The organism is Sphingopyxis sp. H115 (genome assembly GCF_001468465.1).
Classification (GTDB): domain Bacteria; phylum Pseudomonadota; class Alphaproteobacteria; order Sphingomonadales; family Sphingomonadaceae; genus Sphingopyxis.
On sequence record NZ_LNSA01000002.1, the window covers coordinates 107,685 to 124,218 of the forward strand.

A 16,534-nucleotide genomic window follows, 5' to 3' on the forward strand; every position below is an offset into this window, starting at 1 on the left:
CGCCCGATATTCAGGCCGGGATCGTCGATTCGTCGAAGAACAGCACCTGCGAGATGGCCGCGCGGAGCGTCGCGGGCTGGTACGGCTTGGTGAGCAGGAAGGCCGGCTCGGGCCGGTCGCCGGTGAGCAGCCGTTCGGGAAAGGCGGTGATGAAGATGACCGGCACCTTGAGATCGGTGAGGATTTCCTGCACCGCCTCGATCCCCGAGCTGTTGTCGGCAAGCTGGATGTCGGCGAGCACGAGGCCCGGCTGGTGCTTCTGCGCTTCGTCGACCGCCTCGCGATGCGTCGTCGCGACGGCGACGACATCGTGGCCGAGGTCGCGGACGATCATTTCGATATCCATCGCGATGATCGGCTCGTCCTCGATGATCAGGATGCGCGCGCGCGTCTGGCGGTCGATCTCGTCGGTCGCTTCGTCGATCAGGGCGCGCACCGCTTCGGCATCGCGCCCGATGATCCGCCCCGTATCCTCGAAGCTGAAACCTTCGACCGCTGTGAGCAGCAGCGCCTGCCGCGCCAGCGACGGAATGCGGCGAAGCCGCGCGTCGGCAATGGCGATGTCGCTGTGCGCGATTTCCTCGCCGGCGCCCGTCTGTTCGGCCATCAGCCCGAAATTGTCGTGCACCATCCGGTAAAGCTGGATGCGCAGATCGCCGGCCGCATCGACCGCGCCCGGATTGACGACAAGCGTTTCGAGCAGGCGAGCGACCAGCGCATCGCCATTTTTCTGGCTCCCGGAAATGGACCGGCCATAGCGCCGCAGATAGGGAAGATGCGGTGCAACCGACTGACCCAATGACATATTCTACCTCCTGATTAGCGTCGAAATCGGCGGTGACCGTCCGGAAAAGGGACAGGTCTTTTTGCCCCCCAGCCCACCATTCCGATATATTTCGACCTTAGGGAACGATTTAGCCGCAAATTGGTTTCATGGGAAAGAACCAAACGCGCCATTGCTCTTTGGTTCATGCGCGGTTAGCAAAAGGCCCCATGTCCCAGCGGATGCCCCTATAATGTCGTCGAAAACCGGTTCGCCGCACGGTGAAAATTCGGGAAAGACCTTGGAAAAGAAGCCATCCGCCAAGGGGCAGGATGTCAACGGTGCCTTGCGCCGCGCCTATGAATCGACCGTCGACGAGACAATTCCCCAATCGCTGCTCGACCTGCTGAGCAAGCTCGATTGAATCAGCGCCGGTAGCGCGCGTCGAAATCGCCCTGGAACGAGGCGAAGGTCCCAGCGACGATCGCTTCGCGCATACCCTGCATCAAATCCTGATAGAAATGCAGGTTGTGCTGCGTCATCAGCATCGCGCCGAGTATTTCGTTCGAGCGGACGAGATGATGAAGATAGGCGCGCGACCAGGTCGTGCACACCGGGCAGCCGCACGACGGGTCGAGCGGTTCGCGATCTTCGGCGAATTTCGCGTTGCGGATATTGATCGGCCCGTCCCGGGTAAAGGCCTGGCCGTTGCGCCCCGACCGCGTCGGCAGCACGCAATCGAACATATCGACCCCACGCGCGACGGCGCCGACCAGGTCGTCGGGCTTGCCGACCCCCATCAGGTAGCGCGGCCTGTCGGCGGGAAGCTGGCCCGGCGCATAATCGAGGACGCCGAACATCGCTTCCTGCCCCTCGCCCACGGCGAGCCCGCCGATCGCATAGCCATCGAAACCGATGTCGGTCAGCGCCGCCGCCGAACGCGCGCGCAATGTCTCGTCGAGCGAGCCCTGCTGGATGCCGAACAGCGCCGACCGCGCCGCATGCTCCTCGCCGGCATCGAACCCGGCCCGGCTGCGCGCGGCCCAGCGCATCGAGCGTTCCATGCTGGCCTCGGCGCGCTTCGCATCGACGCCGTTCGGCGGGCATTCGTCGAACGCCATCACGATATCGCTGCCGAGCAGCCGCTGGATTTCCATCGAGCGTTCGGGGGTCAGCATGTGCCGCGAGCCGTCGAGATGGCTCTTGAACGCGACGCCTTCTTCGCTCTGCTTGGTAAGCGCCGACAGGCTCATCACCTGATAGCCGCCGCTGTCGGTCAGGATCGGCCGGTCCCAGCCCATGAAATCGTGCAGCCCGCCAAGCCGGGCCATGCGCTCCGCGCTCGGGCGGAGCATGAGATGATAGGTGTTGCCGAGGATGATGTCGGCGCCCGTGGCGCGCACCTCAGCAGGACGCATCGCCTTCACCGTCGCCGCGGTGCCGACGGGCATGAACGCCGGCGTGCGAATCTCGCCGCGCCGCATCCGGATCGTGCCCGTCCGCGCGGCGCCGTCGGTCGCGGCAATCGAAAAGGCGAATCTGTCGGTCATGGCGCGCGCCTATGGCGGGACGCGCGCCGAAAGTCGAGGCCGGGCGCTCAGGCCTTTGCGTGTTCGCTCGATGGTTCCTCGTCCGCCGCCTTGGCCTTTTCCTTCGGCTTCTCCTTTTCGAAAATCTTGACGAGTTCGCGCTTCTTTGCCTCCGAAAGGCCCTTTTCGGCCTCGGGGAACATCTCTTCCTCTTCCTCGTCGATATGGTGGAGATAGCGTTCCTTCATCGTGCGAAAGCGCGTCAGCCAGCCGGTCGAGGAAAAGTCCATTTCATAAAGTTCGGTCAGATAATCCTCGATTTCCTTGTGCTCGGCGACGCTGTGCTGCGCCTCGTCGCGCAGGTCCGGGTTCGCGAGCATCGTCGCATAGAGCGACATTTCCTCGGACGCCGCATGCGCGGTCACCTCGACGCGAAAGGTCTCGAAGAGCGCGCGTCGCTCGTCGCTGTCGCCATGGGTCGCGTCGATGCGGTCGAGCAGTTCGCGGTGGCGGTCGTGATCGGCCTTCAGCCGCGCAAAGATTTTGGTCTGGCTCATGTTGGTCTCCGTCCGGTGATGGTCGAAGACAAAACGGGTCAGCGCCCGCCGGGTTCCGGTGTCAGGCGGCTTTCCAGTCGCTGGTCGTCGTAAAGGACGGCAGCGCGAGCGCGCTGTCGGTCTGCTGCGCCGCCGCCGCGATCAGATAGGGCGAAACGCGATGCCGCGTGCAGAGGCCGCCATTGCCGTCGCTGACCATCGTCTGTTCGAATTCGACGCCCTGCTGGTGCTTGATCGACCGGCGGACGGTTGCGGTGACGAGTTGCCCCTCGCCGAAATCGATGACGAAGCGCGTGCCGACGGGCACGTCCAAAATGCCTTCGATAAAGGCCCCCGTCGCCGACAGGTTGCGGATCACGACATTGTAGCGGTGGTTGTCGTGGATCGCGCCGACCTTGCGGAACAGCGAAAAGCGATCGTTGCGCTGGCGCGCTGGACCGGCGGGCTTGATCGTCCATGTTCCGGCCTCGGCATGGTCGAGCAATTCCGCATTCGCCACCGGCTTGCTGTAAACATAGCCCTGCACATGGCTAACGTTGAGCCGGCGGATCAGGTCGAGCTGGTCGAGCGATTCGATCCCTTCGGCGGTCGTTTCCATCTCCAGCGCTTCGGCGAGCGCCACGATCGCGGCGATGATGGCGCTGTTGCGCGATTCGGGCTCGGTGGCGCCGCGCACGAAGCTCTGGTCGATCTTGATCTTGTCGAACGGCGCCGTCTGCAAATAGCCGAGCGACGAATAGCCGGTGCCGAAATCGTCGAGGGCGAGACGGACGCCCAGCCCTTTCAGCGCCTTGAACATGCGGCCGGTTTCGGCCGAATCGCCGAGGAACACACTTTCGGTAATTTCCAGTTCGAGCCGGTCGGGTGCAAGACCCGTCGCGGCGAGCGCGTTGGCGACGACTTTCGGCAGGTCGGCGTTGGCGAACTGGATCGGCGACACATTGACGGCCACGCGCATGTCGCCCGGCCAGCGCGACGCGTCCTCGCACGCCTTGCGCAGCACCCATTCGCCAAGCTGCCAGATCAGATTGGCTTCCTCGGCGATCGGGATGAACACAGCGGGCGAGATCAGCCCGCGTTCGGGATGCGTCCAGCGAACCAGCGCCTCGACGCCCGTCACGATGTTCGACTTGGCGTGGACGACCGGCTGGTACCGCAATTCGATCTCGCCGCGGGCCAGCGCGTCGCGCAAATCTTCTTCGAGCGCGCGGCGCTGTTCGGCTGCCTGGTGAAGGTCGCTCGAATAGAATGCGAAACGGCCGCGCCCGTTGCCCTTGGCCGCGTAGAGCGCGAGGTCGGCATTGCGGACGAGATCGTCGCTGCTGACGCCGTCGAAGGGGGCGATCGCCACGCCCACCGACGCGCCGATGATGCAGCGGCTGCCCTCGACCGAATAGGGCTGCGACAGGCTGGCGATGATATCGGCCGCCATGTCGCCGAGCTTGCCGCGATCCTCGATGTCGGGGAGGATGATCTGGAATTCGTCGCCGCCGAGCCGGCTGACCATTTCCTTGTCGCCAACGATCTTGAGCAGGCGTTCGGCAACCTGTTTCAGCAGCGCATCGCCCGCCGGGTGGCCGAGCGTATCGTTGACCTGCTTGAACCTGTCGAGGTCGAGCAGCATGATCGCGCACGCGCGCTGCTGCTGCGAAAAGGCGGCGAGCGTCGTGTCGAGCTTTTTCGAAATATTGAAGCGATTGGCGAGCCCGGTCAGCGAATCGTAAAGCGCCAGCCGCGACGCATCCTCGGCCGATCGGCGCTGCGCGGTGATATCGGTGCCGCTGCCGCGATAGCCGGTGAACCGGTCGCCGTCGAACTGGGGCCGCCCCGATATCGCCCACCAGCGGCCGTCGCCTTCGAACGCGCTGCGCAGCGGCAATTCCTCGAACTTCGATTGCCGGGTGAGCAGGAAGGGCAAGGTGCGCTGGCGTTCGCCATGGCTGTCGGCGGGCAGGAACAGGTCGGTGAACATCGTGCCGAGCAGCGTGGCGCGCGTTCGTCCCATCAACCGCGCGACCGAATCGGTGATATAGGTCAGCCGCCCCTTGGCGTCGGTCGACCAGAACCATCCCTGGCCGCTTTCTTCATAATTCTGGAGCAGGAGCAGCGCTTCGCGCGTGTGCAGGTTGGGTACGGCATCGCCGCGCTGTTTGCCGATACGTGAGCCGATCATGCCGAAGAAGCCGCGCTGGCCCTCTTCGCCACTGTCATCCCCCCGGTCCCCGAAATCCATCTGCGATGGAACATCCATCAATCAAACTCTTGCTGATCCCCACACTTTGGCCGCTATGCCCGCAATGCCTTGCGATAGTGTAAATAAGCCGTCCCGGAGCGGGACAGCGATCACCGCAGAACAGCGGCCGGGGAATTGGCATATCGACGCCCCGCCCATCGCACCGTGACCTCGAATTTCAGCGTTTACGGCATGAATTGTTAACCAGAATGGGAGAACAGGGCATTAACTACTTGCCCGGTATGAAGGTCCTCGAACTTGTAGGGGCTTTCGTGAAATGGCGACTGCGATACAGAATGTGACGAAGCTGGGCTGCATTGCGGCCCTGCTCGCGTCCACACCGGCCGCGGCGGCAAGCCAGCAGGCCATGGGAACGTTTCAAGTCACCGCCACGGTGCCGATGGCGTGCTGGGTCGATCACAGCATCTATGCCGACGCGCTCGGCAATTCGCCGGGTCTCGTGACCGAAGGGTGCAACAATGCGTCGGGCTATATGGTCTCGGCGCAATATCGCCCGCTGGCGCAGACCGAGCGTGCGCGCCTGCTCTATGGCGACAGCACCGTCGAACTGTCGGCGCTCGGCATACAGGAAGTGCACCGCGAATATGGCCCGCGCATCCAGCAGATCGCCTATCGTTTCGACGAGGTGTCGCTGGAAACGCCGCTGACGCTTTCGCTGACGATCCAGCCGATCTGAATTACAGCGCGGCGACCGTGAAGGTCACCGTATCCATATAGCCGCCGGCACGTTTGCCGGCGGTTTCGCCGATTTCGATCCTGACCGGGTAATTGTCGAAACGCGCCCGGTTCGAGACGATTTCGAAACCGGCCGGCGACGTCAGGTCGAGGTCGAACCGCCCCATCCGCAACCGGTAGTCGACATACCATCCGGCATTTTCATGCTTGAGCCGGCCCTGGTTTTCCGAGACGACCGATACCCGGTACCCTCCCGTCGAGATCACGTACAGCGTGATCGGGAGGTCCTTCGTTCCCGGGACCAGTTCACCCAGATCGACCGAGTTGGTACCCCGCGCGCGCGCGAGCTGCCCCTTCAGGCCGATCATGGCGGCGGGCAGGACGTCGATCCCCAGCGTCAGCGGCCTGGTGCCGAGCAGCATGCCGTCGTCACCGGATACCGTCAGGTCGAGCGATTGCGTATAGCGGCCCTGCGATGTCGCGCTATCGGGGGCGGCGGCGACCGACAGCAATTCCATCGTCCGTTCGCCTGGCATCAGCCGGATGAGCCGCCCGCCCATACCCTGGATGTTCCGGCCGGCACGCGGCGTAATGTCGTTGCTGCCCTTCTCGTCGACAAGCTGGTAAGGGATCGGCGCCGCGCCATCCTCGGATCGGAAACCGAAGGTTTCCCCCCGCAGCGATGCGCCCAGCCGGCCGACACATTCGCCGTCGCCCCGGTTGACGATATTGATCTCCAACGTGCCGAAGGCCGCGCCATCCTCGAGCGGATTATGGCGGATGATCAGCTGGTCCTGCACCGGTTCGACCGACAGCGTGCACGCCTGTGCCGCGGCCGGCACCAAGGCCCCGACGCAAACGGCGGCGGCGCCGAGAAACAGCCGGCTCCTTCCAGTCTTGCGCGATATCGTCATGCTACTGGCCTTCCCTGCGCCCGAGTTCGACAATGCCGAGATCCAAAAGCCCGTCATTGTCTTCCGGTACCTTGAACGTGAAGCCGCTGTGGCCACCCGAATGGAACTGTACATTATATTCGGCGCCGGGCTCCAGCTTGGCGATAGCGAAGCGACCAACCGTATTGGTAAAGAACGGTTCTTCCTTCGCATCGGCCCGATCGGTGCGCCGCATGATTCCGCTGACCAGCTTGAGCGGCTGGCCGTCGCGACCCTTCAGCGTGCCGATCGCGCTGACGAATGCGGCGCTTCCGACCTCGATGACATAGCCGCTCTTGTAAGCCGGTCTTACGCGTTTGACCCCGTCCCCGATATCATAGCCGCGCGGCGGGTCGATTACGTCATAGCGGACCGACTGGTTGAGGAACGACGTCAGCGAATTTTGCACCGCCGGGCCAAGCGCGCCGCTCTTGCTGACATAGGTGCCGCCCTCCAGCGCGTCGCCGACAATGACCTGCCGGTCCTTCAGCGTCTTGTGCGGATAGACGAGCGCGAAGCTGTCGTTGATCGTGCGTCCGACCGCGACCCGGCCGCCGGCATAGGCGATCGAACTGCCGACCCGCAGCGTCGTGACCTGATTGTCGCCGATATTGTCGAAGTTTTCGCCGAAGACCGTGTGCGTGAGGTTCGCATCGAACCGGTTGCCGACATAGTCGAGCTGACCGCCGATCGAGGTCGATCCATCGTTGTAATTGCTCGCCAGCGAATAGCCGAACGAACCGGCGCGGTTGTCGACGGTCTTCTGGTAACGCGCGCTGCCATTGTTGCGCAGCGAATTATAGCGCGCCTCGGCACGGCGATTGTAGCTCGGCTGCCAGATCAGCCCGACCGTCACGCCGAAACCATTGTTGCGGCCGAACCCGTTCGGGAAACCCGATTTCACATATTCAGCGCCGAACTGAAGCGTCCATTCCTTGTTGAACCGGTAGTTGGCGGTCGAGGAAATGCTGTAGGAATCGTCGAACAGCGGGCTCCGGCTCTTGCGGAAAGAGACATTGGTGCTCGCGAACAGCTTGTGCGAGAACCGCTTGGTATAAGCGGCGCTGAGATTGAAGGAGATCGGATTGACGCCCTCGATCGAGCTTACCGTCGCATAATTCCGCGACGTATAGTCGAGAACGACGGTCAGCGTGTCGTAGCCGGTGGCCCCGCCAATGATCTGGTCATAGCCGACCGTCGCGGCGAAACCCGCTCCCTCGTCCTTGCTGTGGCTGCCGCCGACATCGACGCGGATGCGACCGCTGTTCGCGAGCAGGAACTGGGTCTGTCCGGTGATGTTCTGGACGTCTTCGGAAAGCTGCGTACCAAAACCGATCGCCGGCCGGTTCAAAAAGGCTTTTCGCCAGAAGCCGGTGAAAACGGGCGTCCCGCTGGAATAATCGGGATTGCCGAACCCGCCATCATCGAGGACGCCGAGATAGGCGCCATATTCGTAGTCGCCGGGTTCGAGGTCGATCGTATCGAGATAGGCCTGATAGTCGAAGGTTTCGCGCGCGCCGGAAATGCCCTGGACCTCGATCTGGATATTGTTGCTGCCCGTATCGAGCGGCAGGTTCGAGATATCATATTGCCCCGGGTCGAGCGTGAATTCGCGCTGGTAGATGCCGTTGCGCATGACGCGCACGGTCGACTGTTCCTGCAACACGAGCCGCCGACCACCCGACAGGACATTGTTGCGAAACGAGTCGAACCGCTGGCGCTGGCGCACCACGCCGATCCCGCCCATGTTGAGGAAGCTCTGGCGGCCGCGGGTCTCGGGCTCGAGATCGCCGAGGAACCAGCGCCGCGCCTGCTCCGGCTGGTCGTAAACCAGCCGCGCGTAGCGGCGCTCAACCTTATATTTGTCGGTAAAGAAATCGCGGCGTGCCTGGGCATCCGCTTCGAGGACCAGGTTATTGTACCGAACGGCCCCGTTCAGGAACAGCTCCGGCTTTTCGATATTGCCGGTCTGCGAAAGGCGCGAGACCGTCGTGCTGATGTTCATGAAGGCGCTGAACGGCACGGGCGGGTCGCCGGGCTCTTCCGCCTGGCGGTTCTGGTAGAGAGTTTCGATCGAGCGCTTTTCGGGCGCGATCTTGAGCACGAGGACCGCGAGCTGCTCGGGATCATATTCGAGCCGGATCCCCGACACCGCGACCTCTTCGGGCAGGAAGCGCGGCTTGTCACCGAGCAGCGCGCGCAGTTCGCCCTGCGCCTCGGACGTCAGCAGCGGACCGATCAGCGAAAGAAACCCTTCGGTGCCCACGACGAAGCGGTCATCGGCGGTCAGCAGCACGGGCAGTTCGCCCAATATCCGCCGGTTGAATTGGAGCGGGGCGGTAATCTCGATATCGCGATTATAGGGATTGATGTCGGCGCGCCGCACGGCCTCAGGCGCGGCGGGAACCGCGCTCTGGGCGAGATTCGTGACTGGCAGAGCAGGTTGCACGACGCCCGAGGCCGAAGCATGGCCTGCGCTCAACATCCCGACGCTGATGGCGATCGCGCTGCCCGCGGCGCGGACCCAGGCCCTCACCGGACAAATCGCATCGTCATCGGTTTGGCTGGGTCGAGCGCCGTTCCGGTCGGAATCGAGAAAGTACGCTTTCCGCCCGCGGGCGCCAGATAGCCCACGCCGACAAGCTGCGCCACTTCCTCGTTGCCGTAGGTGCGTTCGAACGGCTTGCCATCGGCGGTCGTCGCGGTGAGCACCCATTTCGCGCCGCTCATCAGGGCATAGCGATTGCCCTTGTTCACGACGACGACCTTCAAACCGGGCTGCGGTTCGGGCGGCTTGGCATCCGCAGGCGTGGCCGACTGCAGCGACGGGTCGATGTCGGGTGTCGGCGGTACGATCATTTCGGGCACCAGCGACGCCACTTCGACTTCGGGCTTCGCGCCCGGCGGGGCGACGATGATCAGCGCCTTCATCGTGTAAAGAATATCGATCGACACCGACGCGTCGGTGCCCTGGATCTTTTGCGGGTTGGTTTCGACCGGCAACTGGCGGACCCACAGATAATAGGCCTGCGACGTCGGGATGTCGGGGCGACCGATCCACTGGACGCGGACGACCTGCCGGCCCGATACGGGAACCAGCCCCTGCGGCGGAAAGGTGATGAAATCCTCATCACCAGGAGTTTCGATCAGCTTGCCGTCTTCGTCGAAATCGATGCGGGTGATCTTGGTTTCGAACGGCATCGAAACCGAGCCGACATTGCCGACTTCGATACGCGCGACGGCGCCGCTGCCCGATGTCGACAGTTCGGAGACCATCGGCGAAACCCGCATCGCGAGCGCCGATGTCGACGCGATGATGCCCAGAACGAGAAGAACCGCGCCCAGACGCAGTTTCGTGAAAAGGCCCGTCAGCCGGAATTTTGCCATTTACCCCTCGCACGAGGGAGAATTGTCGTGCGAACTGCGCCCGCACATCCCCCGTCCCCCAAAAAGCAAATGCCGGGGGGACATAAAGTCCCCCACGACATCTATTGTCCAGCGCCTTAGATGGCAGCCAGTTCAACCGTCACGGTGTCCGAATAGGTGCCGGCAACCAGCGCCTTCGTCGGATCCGAGATGTCGATGCGGAACGCCGCACCCGACTTCCAGGCTGCATTTTCCTTGAAGTCCTGGTCTTCGGTCGTGCTGACCGAGAACTGGCTGATCGAAGCCTGCGGCACCATCGTGCCGACGGCACCCGCCGTGTACTGGGCGGCGATCGAGTAAGGAATGTTCGCCTGGAACACGTTGCCGTCATAACCACCGGTGTTGGTGGTGTTGCGCAGGCCGTCGACACCATTGCCCTTGCGGACGGTCATGCGGTTTGCGGTGTTGCAACCCGCGAGGTTGGTGCGGGTGTGGCCGTTGGCCGGGCCGACCGAGGTGAACACGTTTTCAACGGTGCTCGTCGCATCGGCATAGATGCCGATCGTGCCGAAGTTCACGTCGTTCAGGTCGCCGCCGGCGCCCAGGACGCAAGCCTGGCTGACGGTGCCCTGGATCGTGAAGTCGGCGGTTTCCGACGAGCTCGCCGTGCCGACGTTGCCCGGGTTGGCCGGATTGACGTAGGTTGCGTTCGAAACGGTGGTCTGGGCCGAAACGGCGGTGCTGCTCAGAGCGGCAACCGAAGCGGCGATAATCAGATGCGAAAACTTCATTTTATTACTCCCTTTCACGTTTACTTACATGCACTTACTTACCAACGACCCTACTGGCTTCACGAGCCAGCATCTTTCAGACGCGGGGATTGATGACGATCGTGATCGAATCCACATATTGGCCGGCCAGCAGATCGCGGCCCTGCGTCATTTCTGTCTGGAGGCGGATTTCGCCGCCCCCGGCTGCGATGGCGTCGCCGCTGTTGAGCGCGGCGCCCGCGATCATCTGATTGCTTGTGAAATCGGCGTGAAGTTGCGTCGGCAGTGGCGACAGCGCTGGAACGGTCACGCCCAGCCGATAAGGGACGAGGCCGACATACGGCCCCTCGCCCTGCGGTCGCGTGGCATGGGCAATCCCGCCCGAAGCCGACCGGAAAATCATTTCAAAAGGAACGTTGCACCCGACGTCGAAACGCGCGGTAGCCTGCTTGTCACCGGCCAGTTCGCCGAGGTTGACCGTGCCGCCGCCGCCGACCGAACATTTCGCCGTGATATGGCCCGAAAGAACGACATTGAGCGACACGCCATCGAACGCAACGCCGCTGTCCTTGGCATTCGCAGTGGTCGCCCCCGCCGACAACAGCATAAGCGCTGCAGCCGCGCAGAATCGCGCCACGAACTGACGATCGATATATGCCAAAAATACCCCCAATCCCGCAAACATGCCTTTGTTGGTCCAAGGCACGTCGCGGGCCCAATCCTGTCGTCCACCGCAGTGAACTAAAGAATCGTTCAAATCCCTTCGGGAAAATAAACAAATAATTTACATAAGCAATCCCGGGCGCTTAGGATTCGCCCGGCCCGGCCGCAGCGCGCACGGCCTGTTCGAGTTTGAGACAGTGGACGATCAAATGTTAAGGCGGCCGGAAGGTCGATAAACTTCACGATCTTAACAACTTATGGCGCTATGAGTGCCAAAATCGCTGGACTGCCCCCGGAAATCGGTATGCGACGAAGCGAATTGAGGCGACTTAGCCAATAGCTAAGTTCCCGCCACGGCAGGCATGATCGAACACCGGCCGGGCCTGTATCGAACGCCTCCGGGCCCCGGCGAGCAAGGCGAGTCGTTTGTGATTTCGAGGAAATTTGGGCGGGCAGGAACCGGCAGCGGTCGCCGCGATCGCACATATGGTCGCACGGCATTTGCGTGGGCGGTAACGCGCCCTTAACGCCAGCGGGCTGATCAGGCAGGCTATGGCGATTCCAGCATATATCGACACCAGCGGAGCCTCGCGCGGCAAGCTGCGCAGCGCTCGCCACACGCTTCGGCTGCAATTGCAGGGCGCGAAGCCGAGCGGCGGCGATGTGTCCGTGTTGGTGCACAATATTTCATCGACCGGCCTGCTGATCGAAAGCGAAATCGCGCTGGATATCGGCGACCGGATCGAAATCGGCCTGCCGCACGCCGGGCCGACCTGGGCCAAGGTCGTCTGGACCAGCGCGCGCATTCATGGCTGTCAGTTCGACGCGCCCGTCTCGTCGGCGACGCTCAGCGCCGCGCAGCTGCGCAGCGTCGTCGGACCACAGGGGAGCACCTTGCCCGCGTCGGAACCGCCGAAGGCCGAAAGTCTTGGTGCCCGGCTGCAGCGGCTGCGGACGACGAGGGGGCTGACCCAGTCGCAAATTGCAAAACAGCTCGGCGTCAGCGAACCGTCGATTTCGGCGTGGGAACAGGACAAGGCGCGGCCCAAAGCCGGCCGGATGGAAACGCTGGCGGTCTTGCTGGGGGTCGAGCTTTCCGAATTGCTCGGTATCGAAGAAGCCGAAAGCCTGGGCGACGTCATCGCACGCGCGAAGGACGACATCGCCAAGGCGGCCGAGGTCGATCTCGACAAGATCAGGATCATCATCGAAATCTAAAGCGGACCGGGATCGGCCGCCCGCGCCGGCGCACCGCCCTGCCCCCCCGGACAAGCCGGAAAGCCGCGCTCTTCCGGCTTACCGCGTCGGCAACAACAGACTGGCGTCCCCATAGCTGTAGAAGCGGTAGCCTTCCGCGATTGCGTGCCCGTACGCCGATTGCATCGTGTCCAGCCCCATCAGTGCGCTGACGAGCATGAACAAGGTCGAACGCGGCAGGTGGAAATTGGTCATCAACCCGTCGATCGCCTTGAAACGATAGCCGGGGGTGATGAAGATCGCCGTGTCGCCCGCGAATGGTCCGATCTGTCCATCGTCGCGCGCGGCGCTTTCGAGCAGGCGCAGGCTGGTGGTGCCGACCGCGAGGACGCGTCCGCCCGCTGCCCGGACCGCGTTGAGCCGCGCCGCGGTTTCGGCGTCGATCCGGCCCCATTCGGCATGCATGACATGATCTTCGGTATCGTCGGCCTTTACCGGCAGGAAGGTGCCCGCGCCGACGTGGAGCGTCAGTGTCTCGGTCTTAACTCCCGCCGCCGCGAGCGCCTCGAGCAAGCCCGGCGTGAAATGCAGCGCCGCAGTCGGCGCCGCGACCGCGCCGTCTTCGCGCGCGAACATCGTCTGATAGTCGCGGCGGTCGTCCTCATCGGTCGCCCGCTTGCCCGCGATATAGGGCGGCAGCGGCATGGTTCCGGCGCGTTCGAGCAACAGTTCGACGGGCTCGTCGCCGGCAAAGGCGAGGATGAAGCTGCCGTCGGCCAGTCGCTCCTCGGCCAGCGCGGCTACGCCCTCGCCAAAATCGACCGTTTCGCCGACGCGCAGCCGCTTGGCGTTCCGGATGAACGCCTGCCAGCGGCGCAAGTCGATGCGTTTGTGCAGCGTCGCGCCGATTTTTGCCCCCGGGGCGCTCTGCGCGCCATCATCTCGAACGCCTCGACGGCCTTCGAGCTGGGCGGGGATCACGCGCGTATCGTTGAAGACAAGGCAGTCGCCGGGGCGGAGCCACGCCGGCAGGTCGCGCACCCCGGCATCGGCGATGGCCGCGCCATCGACCACCAGCATCCGCGCGGCATCGCGCGGGCGCGCCGGACGCAGCGCGATGCGATCGGTCGGCAAATCGAAATCGAAGGCGTCGACGCGCATGTGGGTTCGCGCGCCTGCCTGCGATTACTGCGCGATCGGCGCGTTGAGTTCGTCGACGCTCACGTCGGCAGCGGGCGGCGGCGCGGGTTGTGCCTCGACCAGCATCGATGCCGGCGGCATCGGCTTGTTGTCGGCGGCGACCGACACCTGGACCATGCGCGACATCACTTCGGGCGGCTCGCCCTTATGGATCGCGTCGATATATTGCATGCCCGAAACGACGCGGCCGAACGCCGTATAACGCCGGTCGAGCGCGAAGCGCGGCTGGAGCATGATGAAGAACTGGCTGTTCGCGCTGTCCTCATTCTCGGCGCGCGCCATCGACAACGTGCCGCGCAGGTGCGGCGTCGCGTTGAATTCGGCCTTGAGGTCGGGAAGCTGCGATCCGCCCTGCCCGGTCGCCGTCGGATCGCCCGTCTGCGCCATGAAGCCGTCGATCACGCGGTGAAACTTGATCCCGTCATAGAAGCCCGCGCGGGCAAGCTGCTTGATCCGGTCGACATGGTTCGGCGCGACGTTGGGATAAAGCTGGATTACCACACGCCCGCCCGTCGAAAGGTCGAGGTTGAGCATATATTCGGGGTTGCCGATATATTGGTCGGGGGTCATCGCCGGGACCGCGGGCACCTCTGCCGCGGGCGCCGCGTCGGTCGCCTCCGCGGCGGGCGCGGGGGTTTCGACCGGAGCGGGAGCGGGCGTTTCCACCGGCGGCGCGGGCTGACTTGCCTCGGGGTTCGGCGCGGGCGCGGGCGGCGCCTCCTGCGCAGCGGCAGCCCCCGCGAGACCGAATGCCATCGCCATCAATACCAGGGGGCGGAAGGAAGATTTCATGCTGGATCGGCCTTTGTGTAACATTCCGGAACTGCGCCCCGTCCGGCGCGCCCTAGCTGGAAAAAGCTGAACGCTCAATGGATGGTATCACCCTTCGCCCTGACGAAGGCCACGTTCGGCGATACGCGCGGTGACCGCCTCGCACACGGCGGGCGTCACGAATTTATGGATGTCGCCGCCGAAGATCGCGATTTCCTTGACCAGACGCGAAGCGATCGGTTGCAGGCCGACGTCGGCCATCAGGAATATCGTTTCGATCCGGTCGTTGAGCTGCTGGTTCATCCCCGCCATCTGATATTCATATTCAAAGTCGGCGACGGCGCGCAGCCCGCGGACGATGACGCTCGCCCCCTCGCGCTCGGCAAAATCCATCAGCAGCGAATTGAAGCCCACGACGCGGATGTCGCCCTCGATCGAGGCGACCTCGGCCTTCACCATAGCGATGCGTTCGTCGTCGTCGAACATCGGCGATTTGGTGATGTTCGTCGTCACCCCGATGACAAGCCGGTCGACGAGTTTCGCGCCGCGGCGGATGATGTCCATATGGCCGAGCGTGATCGGATCGAACGTGCCCGGATAAACCCCCACCCGCATCAACGGTCCCTTTCCACGACATAGCGCGCGATCGCGCGGAGCAGCGCCGCCTCTTCGCCGAAGCCGGCAAGGTGCTGGATCGCCTGATCGACGAGCAACGTCGCCTGTTCGCGCGCGCGCTCCAGCCCCATCAGCGTCACGAACGTCGCCTTGCCCGCCGCTTCGTCCTTGTGCAGCGCCTTGCCCGCGAGCGCCTCGTCGCCCTCGACGTCCATGATGTCGTCGGCGATCTGGAACGCCAGCCCGATGTCGCGCGCATAGCCGCGCAGCGGGCGGCGTCCGTCGGGCGGGATGCGCGCGAGGATCGCTCCCGCCTCGACCGAAAAGGCGATCAGCGCGCCGGTCTTGAGTTGCTGGAGCCGCGTCACCGTCGGCAGGTCGAAATCGGACGTTTCGGCGGCGAGGTCCATCATCTGCCCGCCCGCCATGCCCGCCGGCCCCGCGGCGCGTGCAAGTTCGCAGCACAGCTCGCCGCGCACGAAGGGGTCGGCGCTCGTCACCGGGTCGCAGAGCCATTCGAAGGCGAGTGCGTGGAGCGAATCGCCCGCGAGCACCGCGGTCGCCTCGTCGAACGCCTTGTGCACCGTCGGCTTGCCGCGGCGCATGTCGTCATCGTCCATGCACGGCAGGTCGTCGTGGATCAGCGAATAGACGTGCATTGCCTCGACCGCCGCGCCGACGCGCAGGGTCAGCGCGCGATCGACATGGAACAGGTCGCCCGCCGCGCGGACGAGCATCGGACGCAGCCGTTTCCCACCTGCGATCGCGGCGTGTCGCATTGCTTCATAGAGCGGCCCGCGCGGGTCGGCCGGCACGGGCAGCAGCTGGTCGAACAGCCGGTCGATCCCCGCCATAACCTCGGCCTGAGTCGAGAGCAGCAACTGGGTTCCCCGCGAAAGCTGGTCGTCGGCGCGCGCCATGGCGGATCAGCCTTCGCCGAAGGGGATGGTTCCCGCGGGACGGCCGTCGGCACCCAGACTGACCTGCTCGATCCGCGCCTGCGCCGCCGCCAGCCGCGCTTCGCAATGGCCGCGCAGCGCGTGGCCGCGCTCGTAAAGCGTTACCGACTCTTCAAGGCTGACGTCGCCGCTTTCGAGCCGCCGCACGATCGTTTCAAGCTCGCCCATCGCGGCTTCGAACGACAGCGAGGCGATGTCGGGAGCGGCAGCGGGGTCGGGGGTATCCGTCATGGCCCCTGCTTTGGCCCCTTCGCCCCCTCGCGGTCAAGCTTGACGTGGTGAT

At 64.0% G+C, this 16,534-nt stretch carries 17 protein-coding genes; 3 read left to right on the forward strand and 14 right to left on the reverse strand.

Features of this window, described 5'->3' with window-relative positions; all coding sequences use genetic code 11:
• Nucleotides 1-10 precede the first annotated feature (10 nt).
• A complete protein-coding gene (locus tag ATE71_RS02160) occupies nt 11-805 on the reverse strand; it encodes a response regulator (RefSeq protein WP_058801778.1) in 795 nt (264 codons plus the stop codon).
• Nucleotides 806-1,016: 211 nt separating this feature from the next.
• Between ATE71_RS02160 and ATE71_RS22380 the strand changes: the two genes are divergently transcribed.
• On the forward strand, nt 1,017-1,187 hold the full coding sequence (locus ATE71_RS22380; protein WP_160327996.1) for a NepR family anti-sigma factor: 171 nt from the start codon (nt 1,017-1,019) through the stop codon (nt 1,185-1,187).
• 1 nt (nt 1,188) lies between these two features.
• Here the strand turns inward: ATE71_RS22380 and tgt are convergent, their stop codons facing one another.
• The 3 genes from tgt to ATE71_RS02175 all read right to left on the reverse strand — a co-directional run bounded on the left by tgt (nt 1,189) and on the right by ATE71_RS02175 (nt 5,100).
• A complete protein-coding gene (gene tgt / locus ATE71_RS02165; protein ID WP_058801779.1) occupies nt 1,189-2,313 on the reverse strand; it encodes a tRNA guanosine(34) transglycosylase Tgt in 1,125 nt (374 codons plus the stop codon).
• A 47-nt stretch (nt 2,314-2,360) separates the two neighbouring features.
• Complete coding sequence (locus ATE71_RS02170; protein WP_058801780.1) at nt 2,361-2,849, reverse strand: hemerythrin domain-containing protein; 489 nt, start codon at nt 2,847-2,849, stop codon at nt 2,361-2,363.
• A 61-nt stretch (nt 2,850-2,910) separates the two neighbouring features.
• Nucleotides 2,911-5,100: an EAL domain-containing protein gene (locus ATE71_RS02175; protein ID WP_058801781.1), complete on the reverse strand. Its 2,190-nt coding sequence runs from the start codon at nt 5,098-5,100 to the stop codon at nt 2,911-2,913.
• Nucleotides 5,101-5,359: 259 nt separating this feature from the next.
• On the opposite strand from ATE71_RS02175, the gene ATE71_RS02180 reads away from it, so the two are divergent.
• Nucleotides 5,360-5,779 carry a hypothetical protein gene (locus ATE71_RS02180; protein ID WP_058801782.1) on the forward strand — a complete coding sequence of 140 codons (420 nt, stop codon included), beginning with the start codon at nt 5,360-5,362 and terminating at the stop codon, nt 5,777-5,779.
• 1 nt (nt 5,780) lies between these two features.
• On the opposite strand, the gene ATE71_RS02185 is transcribed toward ATE71_RS02180, so the two are convergent.
• The 5 genes from ATE71_RS02185 to ATE71_RS02205 form a co-directional block, all read right to left on the reverse strand.
• Complete coding sequence (locus ATE71_RS02185; RefSeq protein ID WP_058801783.1) at nt 5,781-6,692, reverse strand: hypothetical protein; 912 nt, start codon at nt 6,690-6,692, stop codon at nt 5,781-5,783.
• A 1-nt stretch (nt 6,693) separates the two neighbouring features.
• A complete protein-coding gene (locus ATE71_RS02190; protein ID WP_058801784.1) occupies nt 6,694-9,246 on the reverse strand; it encodes a fimbria/pilus outer membrane usher protein in 2,553 nt (850 codons plus the stop codon).
• Complete coding sequence (locus tag ATE71_RS22385; protein WP_058801785.1) at nt 9,243-10,097, reverse strand: hypothetical protein; 855 nt, start codon at nt 10,095-10,097, stop codon at nt 9,243-9,245. The genes ATE71_RS02190 and ATE71_RS22385 overlap by 4 nt, the downstream gene beginning before the upstream one ends.
• A 116-nt stretch (nt 10,098-10,213) precedes the next feature.
• Nucleotides 10,214-10,867 (reverse strand): hypothetical protein, encoded by a 654-nt coding sequence (locus ATE71_RS02200; RefSeq protein ID WP_058801786.1) that lies wholly within the window; start codon nt 10,865-10,867, stop codon nt 10,214-10,216.
• 76 nt (nt 10,868-10,943) lie between these two features.
• Nucleotides 10,944-11,483, reverse strand: coding sequence for a hypothetical protein (locus ATE71_RS02205; protein WP_152998605.1), 540 nt, complete (start codon nt 11,481-11,483; stop codon nt 10,944-10,946).
• Between the two features lie 578 nt (nt 11,484-12,061).
• Here ATE71_RS02205 and ATE71_RS02210 point away from each other — a divergent pair.
• On the forward strand, nt 12,062-12,727 hold the full coding sequence (locus tag ATE71_RS02210) for a helix-turn-helix domain-containing protein (protein WP_058801790.1): 666 nt from the start codon (nt 12,062-12,064) through the stop codon (nt 12,725-12,727).
• 78 nt (nt 12,728-12,805) lie between these two features.
• Here ATE71_RS02210 and queA read toward each other — a convergent pair whose 3' ends face one another.
• The 5 genes from queA to ATE71_RS02235 all read right to left on the reverse strand — a co-directional run bounded on the left by queA (nt 12,806) and on the right by ATE71_RS02235 (nt 16,482).
• Entirely contained in the window at nt 12,806-13,867 is a 1,062-nt protein-coding gene (gene queA / locus ATE71_RS02215) for a tRNA preQ1(34) S-adenosylmethionine ribosyltransferase-isomerase QueA (protein WP_058801791.1), read from the reverse strand.
• Nucleotides 13,868-13,891: 24 nt separating this feature from the next.
• Nucleotides 13,892-14,662 (reverse strand): peptidylprolyl isomerase, encoded by a 771-nt coding sequence (locus tag ATE71_RS02220; protein WP_082665045.1) that lies wholly within the window; start codon nt 14,660-14,662, stop codon nt 13,892-13,894.
• A 123-nt stretch (nt 14,663-14,785) separates the two neighbouring features.
• Nucleotides 14,786-15,292, reverse strand: coding sequence for a pantetheine-phosphate adenylyltransferase (gene coaD / locus ATE71_RS02225; protein ID WP_058801795.1), 507 nt, complete (start codon nt 15,290-15,292; stop codon nt 14,786-14,788).
• The gene (locus ATE71_RS02230) at nt 15,292-16,146 is read right to left on the reverse strand and encodes a polyprenyl synthetase family protein (protein ID WP_414892387.1); all 855 of its coding nucleotides are present in this window, start codon (nt 16,144-16,146) and stop codon (nt 15,292-15,294) included. Before ATE71_RS02230 ends, coaD begins: the two co-directional genes overlap by 1 nt.
• 72 nt (nt 16,147-16,218) lie before the next feature.
• Nucleotides 16,219-16,482 carry an exodeoxyribonuclease VII small subunit gene (locus ATE71_RS02235; RefSeq protein ID WP_058801798.1) on the reverse strand — a complete coding sequence of 88 codons (264 nt, stop codon included), beginning with the start codon at nt 16,480-16,482 and terminating at the stop codon, nt 16,219-16,221.
• Nucleotides 16,483-16,534 lie beyond the last annotated feature (52 nt).